Annotated in this window: 8 protein-coding genes and 2 pseudogenes; 3 read left to right on the top strand and 7 right to left on the bottom strand. The window is 70.3% G+C overall.

Annotation, left to right across the window (positions count from 1 at the left end; genetic code table 11):
- The first annotated feature begins 143 nt into the window (after positions 1-143).
- Complete coding sequence (locus ACZ42A_RS28700) at positions 144-1,787, top strand: glycoside hydrolase family 27 protein (RefSeq protein ID WP_468530182.1); 1,644 nt, start codon at positions 144-146, stop codon at positions 1,785-1,787.
- 177 nt (positions 1,788-1,964) lie between these two features.
- Here ACZ42A_RS28700 and ACZ42A_RS28695 read toward each other — a convergent pair whose 3' ends face one another.
- From ACZ42A_RS28695 to ACZ42A_RS28685, 3 genes and pseudogenes are all read right to left on the bottom strand, one after another.
- Positions 1,965-2,819, bottom strand: a complete 855-nt coding sequence (locus tag ACZ42A_RS28695) for a X2-like carbohydrate binding domain-containing protein (protein ID WP_468530181.1) — start codon at positions 2,817-2,819, stop codon at positions 1,965-1,967.
- 53 nt (positions 2,820-2,872) lie between these two features.
- Positions 2,873-3,172 (bottom strand): annotated as a pseudogene (locus ACZ42A_RS28690) (acetylxylan esterase); the annotation flags it as partial.
- Between the two features lie 80 nt (positions 3,173-3,252).
- Positions 3,253-3,645 carry an acetylxylan esterase gene (locus tag ACZ42A_RS28685; RefSeq protein WP_468530180.1) on the bottom strand — a complete coding sequence of 131 codons (393 nt, stop codon included), beginning with the start codon at positions 3,643-3,645 and terminating at the stop codon, positions 3,253-3,255.
- A 188-nt stretch (positions 3,646-3,833) separates the two neighbouring features.
- On the opposite strand from ACZ42A_RS28685, the gene ACZ42A_RS28680 reads away from it, so the two are divergent.
- Positions 3,834-4,814 carry a LacI family DNA-binding transcriptional regulator gene (locus ACZ42A_RS28680; RefSeq protein WP_468530179.1) on the top strand — a complete coding sequence of 327 codons (981 nt, stop codon included), beginning with the start codon at positions 3,834-3,836 and terminating at the stop codon, positions 4,812-4,814.
- A 58-nt stretch (positions 4,815-4,872) separates the two neighbouring features.
- Here the strand turns inward: ACZ42A_RS28680 and ACZ42A_RS28675 are convergent, their stop codons facing one another.
- Genes ACZ42A_RS28675 through ACZ42A_RS28660 form a run of 4 tightly spaced genes read right to left on the bottom strand, consistent with a single transcriptional unit; the run spans position 4,873 to position 10,420 of the window.
- On the bottom strand, positions 4,873-6,576 hold the full coding sequence (locus ACZ42A_RS28675; protein ID WP_468530178.1) for a cellulase family glycosylhydrolase: 1,704 nt from the start codon (positions 6,574-6,576) through the stop codon (positions 4,873-4,875).
- A 44-nt stretch (positions 6,577-6,620) separates the two neighbouring features.
- Complete coding sequence (locus tag ACZ42A_RS28670; protein WP_468530177.1) at positions 6,621-8,168, bottom strand: glycoside hydrolase family 43 protein; 1,548 nt, start codon at positions 8,166-8,168, stop codon at positions 6,621-6,623.
- 41 nt (positions 8,169-8,209) lie between these two features.
- Positions 8,210-8,398, bottom strand: coding sequence for a hypothetical protein (locus ACZ42A_RS28665; protein WP_468530176.1), 189 nt, complete (start codon positions 8,396-8,398; stop codon positions 8,210-8,212).
- 36 nt (positions 8,399-8,434) lie between these two features.
- On the bottom strand, positions 8,435-10,420 hold the full coding sequence (locus tag ACZ42A_RS28660; RefSeq protein WP_468530175.1) for a beta-galactosidase: 1,986 nt from the start codon (positions 10,418-10,420) through the stop codon (positions 8,435-8,437).
- Between the two features lie 467 nt (positions 10,421-10,887).
- Between ACZ42A_RS28660 and ACZ42A_RS28655 the strand changes: the two are divergent.
- Positions 10,888-11,220, top strand: a pseudogene (locus tag ACZ42A_RS28655) (family 1 glycosylhydrolase); the annotation flags it as partial.
- Positions 11,221-11,285 lie beyond the last annotated feature (65 nt).

Raw genomic sequence — 11,285 nt, 5'->3', positions numbered from 1 at the left:
GTGCACGTCACAAGCTGAATCAGTGGATGGTGTTGACATCCGCGACCATCCGTCTACCATCCGTGACTGCGTAAGTTTCCGAATGCTGTCCGAAATTTCGGACGTATTTTCTGTGTGGCGCCCTCCCAGAAAAGGAGCCCTTGGTGCCCAGACGATCAGGCGGACTGCTCCGCCTCCTCGCGGCCGCCGCGCTGACGGTCACCGCGTCCATCACGGCCTCGCCCCACCCCACCGCCTCCGCCGCGCCGGGCAGCCCGGCGCTCACCCCACCGCTGGGGTGGAACAGCTGGAACAGCTTCGGATGCGGGATCACCGAGGCCCAGGTCCGCCAGGCCGCCGACGCGATGGTGTCCTCGGGGATGCGGGACGCCGGATACCGGTACGTGGTGGTCGACGACTGCTGGTTCGACCCGCAGCGTGACGCACAGGGCAATCTGCGGGCCAACCCGACGAAGTTCCCGAGCGGAATGAAGGCGCTCGGGGACTACATCCACAGCAAGGGTCTGAAGTTCGGCATCTACCAGGCGCCCAACGAGCGCACGTGCGCCCAGGGCGTGGGCACCTACCCCGGTTCCACCGGCAGCAAGGGGCACGAGGCCCAGGACGCCGCCACGTTCGCCTCATGGGGCGTCGACTACCTCAAGTACGACTGGTGCTCCTCCAGTGGCACTCGTGACGAGCAGGTCGCGCGGTTCACGGTCATGCGCGACGCCCTGCGCGCCACCGGACGGCCGATCGTCTACAGCATCAACCCCAACAGCTTCCACGCCCCCACCGGCGCCACGTACAACTGGGGCGAGGTCGCCGACCTGTGGCGGACGACCGAGGACCTGCTCGACATCTGGCAGAACGGCAACACCAACAGCTATCCGATGGGCGTCGGCAACGTCCTGGACGTCACCGCGCCGCTGGCGGCACAGTCGGGTCCCGGACACTGGAACGACCCCGACATGCTGGTCGTCGGCCGTCCCGGGCTGTCGCTGACCGAGTCCCGCTCCCATTTCGCCCTGTGGGCGCTGATGGGTGCCCCGCTCATGGCCGGCAACGACATCCGCACCATGTCCGCCGACGTCAGCGCCATCCTGCGCAACTCACGCCTGCTGGCCGTGAACCAGGACTCCTTGGGCGCGGGTGGACGCAGGGTGCGCGACGACGGAAGCACCGAGGTGTTCGCCAAGCCCCTCGCGGACGGTTCGGTCGCGGTGGGCCTGTTCAACCGGGGCGAAAGCGCGGCGACGGTCACCACGACGGCCGCGCAGGTCGGCCTGACCGGCGGCCCGTTCACCCTCACAGACCTGTGGACCGGCGGCACGTCGAGCACGTCCGGGCAGATCTCGGCGAGCGTCCCCGCCCACGGCGTCGCCGTCTTCCGGGTGAACGGGGGCAGCCCGCTGGCCGCCACCACCTCACGTCTGCGGGGCAGCGCCTCCGGCCGCTGCGTGGACGTCGACAACGCCTCCACCGCCGCCGGGGCGACGGTACTGATCTGGGACTGCCACACGGCCGCCAACCAGCTGTGGACCACCTGGGCGGGCGGTGAGATCCGCGTCTACGGTGACAAGTGCCTGGACGCCTACAACCAGGGCACCACCAACGGCACCCGTGTCATCACCTGGCCCTGCAACGGCCAGGACAACCAGAAGTGGACCGTCGGCTCCGACGGCTCGATCCGCAACGCGCGCTCCGGGCTCTGCCTCGACGCCCAAGGGGCCGCCACCGGCAACGGGACCCCGCTGGTGCTGTGGACATGCAACGGTCAGTCCAACCAGAAGTGGTCCCGCGCGTGAGCGACCGCGGTGGGAGAAGGGAAGTTTCAGCCGCGCTCCAGGAGCGTCGGTCGGCATCGGCTTCCAGGCAACACACCGGCAGCAGTAGCCCGCCGAGCTCGTACGCCCTGAACGGCACCGCCTGCGGCTGAGCGCCGCGCCCGCCCGGGAGGCCCCCGGGCGGGCAGCGGTCTCGGCTCAGGACGTCGTGCCGGTCACCGTGCTGCCCGACTTGGTGATGTGGTACGTCGTCGTGGCGCCGCTCCAGAAATGGAAGGTGAGCTTCACGCGCGCGTTGTCCTTGACCGCGTCGAGGAAGGCGGGTGTCAGACGGATGGCCTTCTTGGCGTGGTCCGGCGCGAAGGCGGTGTTGAACTGCTGGTAGGGGGTCCAGCTGGTCGGGCCCGCGTTGCCGCCGTCGGCGTAGGTGGCCTCCATGGTCGCCAGCCTGTCACCCTTGAACTGCGTGGGGATGCGGAAGGACTCGGCCGTCCCGGTCGTGTCCGACTGCACCGGCGCGTCGTGAGTGATCACCTGGATCCGCCAGGGGACTCCCCGGGAGAACGTGGCCTCGAGTGTCGCGTTGACCCCGTAGGCGCGGTCGCCGACGAGCCGGGTGAGTGCGGCCGCCTTCAGCGTGAGGCGGTTGCCGGAGAGGGCGTAGTCCCTGCCCTTGACCAGCTTGGTGGCGCCCTGCTTCAGGGCCGTGAGGGTGGCGCCGTTCGGGTTCAGGGTGAGCGTACGGTCCTTCACGGGGCCGGACTTCGGCACGAAGACGCTGTCCGACGAGGCCGTCGCCGAGGGTGTCGTCCAGCTCGAACTGATCTGGCGGAACAGTCCCACGTCCTTCCACCGGAGCTTGCTCCGGTCGTAGAAGGAACCGTTGCTCCACAGGACGGCGGTGACCTTGTTGGTGCGGGCGGCGTGGCAGAGCGCCTCAAAGTACTTGAGCATCTCACCGCGCTGCACGGCGCCGGGACCGTGGTCGTAGCCGAGCAGCCCGTACTCTCCGAGCACGACGGGAATGTTCCGGGCGACGAAGGTGTCGCGCATCCGCTTTCCATGAGGCCGACGCTGAACAGTGCCGGGGCCGTCGCGCGGCGAGCGAAGTGGACACCGTCGAAGTAGTCGAGAGTGGCGAAGGCCGTCTCGAAGCGGTGCGGACTGTGCCAGCGCAGGTACTTGACGAGTTCCAGATACGGGCCCTCCCCGCTGGCCCGCGCCGCCTGCCGGAAATGGCACAGAAACGGAAGGTCCACCATCGCCGCCGCGACCCGGTCCGGGACGAGACCGGCGACCGCGAGGGCCAGTCCGCCGCCCTGGCTGCCGCCCGCCACGACGACCCGGCCGGCATCCAGTCCGGGCAGGTGCGCGATCGCGTCCACGGCGCGCACACAGTCCGTCATGAGGCGGCGGTAGTTAGTAGGTGTCGGGTGAGTCGATGCCGCGGGTCATCAAGCCTTCGGCCCATTGCGTGCCGTCGCCCTCATCGCGGTCCGGCGTGTCGTGGGCCCTGCCCACTGCTGTCGACGACGAGTTGGGCGTAACCGGCCGCGGACCACAGCAGGTGGTCGGTGGGCAGCCCGCGGCCGCCGCTGTAGCCGAGACAGGTGACGACGACCGGCAGTGGCGCTGCGGCCCCATGCGGGCGCAGCAGCCAGGCGGCCACCGGTTCGCCCCTCCATCCGGGGAAGCGCACGTCGTCCACGTCGACCATGCTCAACAGGTACTGCCCGGTGACCCGCTCGGCCTTCACCGCGCCGCCTCGGGCGCGGGCTTCGGCCAGGGTCTGCTGCCAGAAGGCGTCGAAGTCCTCCGGCACGGACACCTCAGGCCGGTACGCGAGGAGTTCGTCGGAATGTGGGCCGGACACAGTCATGGTCGTGCTTCGGATGGGGGCGGGACGCAGGGCCTCACAGAGGGGCCGTTGATCCACGCCTCTTGATTCACGGTGTCAGAATGGCGGCGGCAGCAGTCGAGGGATGGGGAAGGGCGACCGTGCCGGACAACCGATCGGGAACACCTTCGGCGGACGAACACCGTGAGCGGGGCGCGGGACCCGCATCGGTGACGATCGCGTACATCGCCGAGTCCGCGGGAGTCTCCGTTCCGACCGTGTCGAAGGTGCTCAACGGCCGTTCCGGGGTCTCGGACGAGACCCGCGCCCGCGTCGAGCAGTTGATCAACCAGTACGGTTACCGCAAGCCTCCCAAGAGCCGCAGCAATCTGGTCGAGCTCGTGTTCCGCGAGCTGGAGCACATGTGGTCCGTGGAGATCATCCGCGGTGTCGAGCGCGTGGCGCGGAAGAACCGTATAGGGGTGCTGGTGTCGGAGTTCGGACTTCCTGACGCCGAGAGCACCACCATCGACGACACGCTGGGGCGGCGGCCCCAGGCCGTCCTGTCGGTGGCCCAGCTCTCCGAGGCGGAGCGGGAGCAGTTGACTGCCAAAGGCATCCCCTTCGTCGTCTTCGACCCGATCGACGAACTGCCCGACGGCGTGCCCTTCGTGGGGGCCACGAACTGGAGAGGCGGTCAGGCGGCGACCCGGCACCTGGTCGATCTCGGCCACCGGCGGATCGCCATGATCAGCGGACCGGACCACGGCTTCTGCCGAGCGCGGCTGTCCGGTTATGTCTCCGCTCTGGTGGAGGCCGGCCTGCCGATGGATCACGATCTGGTGGTGAAGACGCAGCTCTCACGCGAGCACGGGTACGAGGCGGCGCGGGAGCTGCTGTCCCGCCCCGACCGTCCGACCGCCGTGTTCACCGCCAACGACATGCAGGCGCTCGGTGTCTACCAGGCGGCGCGCGAGCTGAACCTGCGGATCCCGTACGACCTGAGCGTGGTGGGCTTCGACGACGTACCCGCCGTGGCCTGGATGGACCCGCCCCTGACCACGGTCCATCAGCCGCTGGCCGAGATGGCGACGGCCGCCACCGAACTGGCCTTGGCGCTCGGCCGGGGTGAGGCGGTGCCGCAGGTGGGTCTGGAGATCGCGACCACCCTCGCCCTCCGCGAGAGCACGGCTCGGCCGAAGGAGGAGTGAGCCGGGGGGACCTGCCCCGGCCGCCCGGGGGAGCGAGCGGCCGGAGCCAGGGGGTACGTCAGGAGACGGTGCCGGTGACCGTGCTGCCGGACTTGGTGACCTGGTAGGTGACGGTGGCGCCGCTGTAGAAGTGGAAGGTCAGCGTCGCCGGTTCCCCGTCGCGCAGAGCGTTCAGGAATTCCGGGGTCAGCTTGATCGCTCCGTTCGGGTAGTCGGGCGAGAACGCCTTGTTGAACTCCTGGTACGGGGTCCAGCTGGTCTGTCCGGCGTTGCTGCCGTCGGCGTACGTGGCGTGCATGGTCGCCAGTACGTCACCCCGGTACTGGGCGGGGACGGTGAACGAGTCGGTCGTCCCAGTGGAGTTCGCCAGGACCGGCCTGTCGTGGGTGACCACGTCGATCTGCCACGGCTGTCCGCTGGAGAACCGCGCCTGGAGCGTGGCGTTGACGCCGTAGGCACGGTCCCCGGTGAGCCGGGTCAGGGCCGTGGCGGTGAGGGTGAGCCGGTCACCGGAGACGGTGTAGTCGCGCCCTGCGACCAGCCTGGTGCCGCCGTGCCACAGGCCGCGGAAGCTGGTGCCGTTGCGGTACAGGGTGAGCGACTTCGCAGTGATGGGGCTCGACTTGGGCACGAAGATCTTGTCGAAGGACATGGTTCCCGAGCGGGTGGTCCAGCTCGACTTGATCCACGCGTACAGGGCGGGGTCCCGCCACTGCAGGGTGGCGCGGTTGAGGTAGGCGAAGGGGTCCCACAGGGCGGTCGTGACGCCGGCGACGCGGGCCTTGTACCCGAGGTGCTCGAAGTACTTCAGCGCCTCGCCGCGCTCGACGCGGTCGGGATGATGGTGGTCCGGCCAGCTGAGCAGGCCGTACTCGCCGAGGTAGACGGGGATGCCCTTGGCGACGAACGTGTCGTGCATGCGGGAGAAGGCGTCGTCCAGGTCCTTCTGCGCGGCGGCGTCGTAATGGGTGCCGCCCGCGATGTTCACGCTGAACGGGTACCAGCTGTAGTAGTGCACGGTGGCGATCAGGTTGCTGTCGTCGAGCGCGTCGATCGTCCCGGCCAGGTTGTCCATGAGGGGCTGGGAAGGCGTGCAGTACTCCGTGGGCAGGACCAGCAGACGGTCCGCGTTGCCGCCGCCCGAGGAGCGGACGATGGAGTGGAAGGAGGTGTTCAGCTCGTTCAGGAACTGCTTCTTCTGCGCGTCCGTGGCGTTGTCGAACTGAGGCTCGTTGACGCTCTCGAAGAGCAGGGTGCGTGGCGCGTCCCGGAACCTGTCGGCGATCTGGGTCCACAGGGCGTTGTAGCGGGCGAGCACCTGGTCGTGGTCGGTGCTCATCTTGCTGATCCACTGCCAGGAGTCGTGGTGGATGTTGATGACGACGTACAGCCCCTCGGCGAGTGCCCAGTCGACTATCTGCTCGACCCGGTCCATCCACGCGGCGTCGATGGTGTAGGGGGCGGTGGCCGAGTGGTGGTCGGTCCAGGTCACCGGGATGCGGACGCTGCGGAAACCCTGCGCGCGGACGTGGGCGAGCAGTTCCCTGGTGGTCAGCGGGTTGCCCCAGGACGTCTCGTCCGGAATGGCGTCCAGGGTGTTGCCCAGGTTCCAGCTGGGCTGCATCGCCGCGACCGCGTCCATGGCGGAGGCCGGAACGGTGACCGCCGACGGTGACGCTTCCCTCGCGCCGTCGGACGCGGCCAGAGCGGTGCCGCCGGTCAGCCCCAGCAGGACGGCCAGCGTCAGCAGGAGGGCGGCCATGCGTCCTGGGCCGCGGCCGCGGTGACTTCGGCGTGGTGTGGCTTTCACGTGCTGTTCCCCTCTCGGTCGGTCGTGCGGGCGGGGCCGGCCGGTTCGTAGTCGAACCAGTCGAAGTGGACGGAGCCTTCCGCGGCGTACATCCCGATGACACGGCCGGTGAAGCCGCCGGCGACCTCCGTCGACAGATAGCGGCCGTCGAGTGCCGCCAGCTCGGTGCAGGCGCCGTCGGGCTGCTCGATGCCGAAGGAGACGAGGTCCGGTCCGGTGCACGGGCCATGCGCGGGCGGCGGATCGGTGATCGTGACGGCGAGGACCAGCGGCCCGGCGGGCACGGGTCGTTCGGCGACGACGCCGCGCAGGTCACCGACGCGCGCGATCACCCGCACGTGCGTGCCGGTCGCCTCGATCGCGTAGTGGTGCCGCTCGTCGAGCCGGACGGCAAGGCCGCCGCGCCCCTCGGAGGGGTCGACGAGCGTGCGTGCCCGGCAGGCGAGGTGCTGCTGGCGGCGGCCGGTGAACACCACGTCGGGCTCGTCCAGGGAGCCGCCCCGCGCGCGGAGCGTCAGCCATCCGGGGCGTTCCTTGGTGGTGCAGTGCTCGGCGGGACGGTCGCGCACCGAGATCCAGCACGGTCGCAGTTCGGTGAGGTCGAAGTCGTCCCGTTGTTCCTGGGCGGGGCCGGGGGAGAGGGGCCAGGGCAGCGCGGACGGGTCCGGGGCGACCTCGCCGACGACCGGCCAGCCGTCCACCCAGGTCACGGGTGCCAGGAAGGTCTCCCGGCCGAGCACGTGCCAGCCGGGCGTGCCGCCGCGCGGCCGTACCCCGAGCAGGACCATCCACCAGGAGCCGTCGGGACCCTGGACCAGGTCGGCGTGCCCGGTGTTCTGTACGGGGTGGTCCGTACCACGGTGGGTGAGGACAGGGTTGGCGGGGCACGGCTCGAACGGGCCGTTCGGGGTGGATGCGCGGGCGATCGACACGGCGTGGCCGCGTTCGGTGCCGCCCTCGGCGATGAGCAGGTACCAGTGGTCGCCGATCCGGTACAGGTGCGGCGCCTCCGGAGCCTTGGCGCCGGGCGCTCCGGACCAGAGCGGCCGCGGGGTCCCGTACGTCTGTCCGGTGGACGGGTCGATACGCAGCTGTGAGACTCCGGCGACGGTGCACCAGCAGATTCCGTTCTCGTCCCAGGCCAGGTCGGGATCGATGCCGGGCACGCCGGGCGCCGGGATCGGATCCGACCAGGGTCCGGCCGGGTCGGTCGCCGTGACGATCAGGTTGCCGCCGCCCTCGCTGGCGTTGGTGACGATCAGCCAGAAGCGTCCCTCGTGATACCGCAGGGTGGGGGCGTAGATGCCGCCGGAGGACGGCATGCCGGCCGGCAGCCGCAGCTGCTCCGGCCGGTCCAGGACGTTGCCGATCTGCGTCCAGTGCACCAGGTCGCGGCTGTGGAAGAGGGGTACGCCCGGGAAGTACTCGAAGCTGGAGCAGGCGAGGTAGTAGTCGTCGCCGACGCGGCAGATGCTCGGGTCGGGGTGGAAGCCGGGGATGGCGGGGTCGGCGGACGTGCTGTCCGCCTGGTGCTGGTGGGGCACCCTCGGGTGTCCTTTCGTCGGGTGAGCAGCCGGGGACGCGATCAGGGAGCGTCCCGCTGCGCGCGGGTGATGCGGAGCGGCGCCGCGGAGGGCGCGGTGGGCAGGGTCACGCCGGGGTGTGCAGGGCGAGGGCGGTCCACGGTCGCCTCGTGGACCAGCGCTCGAGCCTCGGGCCGCAGCTGCGGCAGGTGGCCGGAGAGGTGGACGCGGCCGAGGAGGGCGCTCGCCATGGTGAAGGCGACCTCGTCGAGGGCGGCGTCTGGTGGTCACGCCCTGGCCAGGACCGCACAGCCGCCGGGCGGCAGTTCGCTCGTCGTCGCGCCGGTGAGCAGGTCGTGGGCGGGCTCGGGCAGGGGCACGGTGTCCGTGGTGTGGTTGATGAGGACGTCCCAGCGGCGGCCGTCGGCGGCGTGCCGGGTGACGGCCTCGACACCGGAGGGCAGGCCGGGTACGTCCCGTTCGACACCGGCTTCCCTCAGCAGGCGGCCGACGAGGGCACCGTAGTCGGCGTCGTCCAGGCGGGTGGAGAGATACCAGCCCTGCCCGGCGCCGAAGCGGTGCCGGGTGAGCGCGGGGCAGTCCGAGAGCATGCCGTGGGTGTAGGCGGCGACGGTCTCCGCACCCTCGGTGCGCAGGGACTCGCTCCAGACCGTGGCCCGCGATCCGTCCGACAGGGCGATCCGTTCATCCGTCCGCAACGGCCGGTGCTCCTCGACGCGGATGCCCAGCGCCTCGCGCAGCGGTGCTGCCGGGTAGCCGCCGAGCCGGGCGTGCATGCGGTCGTCGACGTATCCGGTGGCGTGCTGGACGAGCAGCGTCCCGCCGCCCTCGACGTAACGGCGCAGGTTCCGCGCGCCCTTGTCGGACAGCAGGAACAGGGATGGGGCGATGACCAGCCGGTAGCGGCTCAACTCGTGCTCCGGGTGGGCGAAGTCGACCGTCACCCCCGCGTCCCACAGCGCGCGGTGCGCCTCGGCGAGCGGTCCGTGGTAGCCGAGGCGGGCGGAGGGCAGGCCGTCCGCTTCGAGCGCCCACATGGCGTCCGGGTCGTCGAGTACGGCCACCGCCGCGGTCACCGTGGACCCCGCCAGCTCGCCGAGCCGGGCGACCGCCTCGCCGGTGTACGTGACCTCGCGGAAGATGCGGCTGTCGGGACCGGCGTGCGGGAGCATCGCCGAGTGCCAGGTCTCGGCGCCGGCCCGGGACTGCCGCCACTGGAAGAAGAGGGCCCCTTCCGAACCGCGGGCGATGTGGCCGATGGTGTGGCGCAGGATCTCGCCGGGCTCCTTGCCGATCACCTGCTCGCCGTCGTAGACGGTGCTGGTGCCCTGCTCCATCAGCAGCCACGGGCGGCCGCCGGCCAGGGAGCGGGAGCGGTCGGCGTAGAAGGCGACGTGGGCCGCGGAGGCCAGGCCGGGCTCGGACGGATACTGGTCGGAGGTGACGACGTCGAGTTCGCGGGCGAAGGCCCACAGGTTCAGCCGCAGGTAGTAGGGCAGCATCAGGTTCGTCGTCACCGGGCGGTCGCTGTGCTCACGGATCGCGTCGCGCTGCTCGCAGTACGCGGCGATGATCTCGTCACCCCAGAAGCGGTGGAAGTCCAGAGTCTGGCCGGGGTTCTTGTGGTACTGCGTCGCGCGAGGCGGCAGCACCTGCTCCCAGGAGGTGTAGCGCTGGCTCCAGAACGCCGTTCCCCAGGCCTCGTTGAGGGCGTCCAGTGAGCCATGGCGGGCGCGCAGCCACACCCGGAACGCGGCGGCCGCCTGGTCGCACCAGCAGAGCGTGCCGTACTCGTTGTGCACATGCCACAACGTCACGGCGGGGTGGTCGCCGTACCGTTCGGCCAGCGCGGACGCGATACGGCGGGCCGCGCGGCGGTAGGCGGGCGAGGCGAGGCAGTAGGTGTCGCGGCTGCCGTGGGTGAGGCGGGTGCCGTCGGGCAGGACCGCCAGCGCGTCGGGATGGGCGAGGGTGAACCACGGGGGAGGGGAGGCGGTCGGGGTGGCGAGGTCGACGGCCACACCGTTCGCGTGGAGGCGGTCGATGTGCGCGTCCAGCCAAGCGAAGTCATAGCGCCCCTCCTCAGGTTCGAGCAGGGCCCAGGAGAACACGCCTACCGTGGCCAGGTTGACCCTGGCCCGGCGCATGAGGTCGTCGTCCTCCTTCCAGACCGGCTCGTCCCACTGCTCGGGGTTGTAGTCCCCGCCGAAGGCGAGGCCGCCCAGGCGGGTGGTGATGCGTTCTGCGGTCATGACGCTCCTAGCCCTTGATCGCGCCGGTGAGCACACGGCCATCTGCAGCCGCCCTTGCCCGGGGGGCCGGAGACCGTGGCGATCTGCTCGGTGGGGTAGCGCAGGAACCCGGGATCGGTGACCGCGCCGGCGCTGCCCGCGACCGGGGCGATGTCCGGCTCAACGGTGCCAGTGCGGCCGCCTCCGCGACCGTGGCTGCTGTGCTGACGAAGCTGCTGCGGTTCAACCCGTGTGTCATGGCGGCCCTTCTCGGAGAGGTATCGAAGCGCTTCACACAGCTGGGAAGCTAACGGACGTATTTCGTGCGAAACAAGGGCCTGAATGCAAGGAAAGTTTCCTCAGAAGGGGCCATTGACAGCCCGTCAGGGAAAATGGCAGCGTCGATGCGCTTCGACAAATCTGCGCTCGACCGTCGTCACATCTCTGCTCGACCGTCCCCCACGTCCGCCTGCAGAGGGATCCCTTTCGTGGCCTCTTCGTTCCCTTCCGCGCCCTTCCCCCGGCTGCCCAGCGGCTTCCGCTTCGGCGTGGCCACCTCCGCCTACCGGATCGAGGGCGCCCACGACGAGGACGGCCGGGGCCCGTCCATCTGGGACACCTTCAGCCACACTCCCGGCCGCACGTATGCGGGTGCCACCGGCGACACGGCCGCGGACCACTACCACCGCCACCGCGAGGACGTCGCGCTGCTGCGTGAACTGGGTGTCTACAGTTACCGCTTCCCGATCGCCTGGCCCCGCCTGCTGCCGAGGGGCGTCGGCCCGGTCAACAGCAAGGGGCTGGACTTCTACGACCGCCTCGCCGCATACGCGGCCCTCGCCGCCGACGGGTACGGCGACCGGGTGGAACGTCATCTCGTGCACGG

Source organism: Streptomyces sp. NPDC030838 (assembly GCF_055572035.1).
This window is presented reverse-complemented; position numbering and strand designations above follow the sequence as displayed.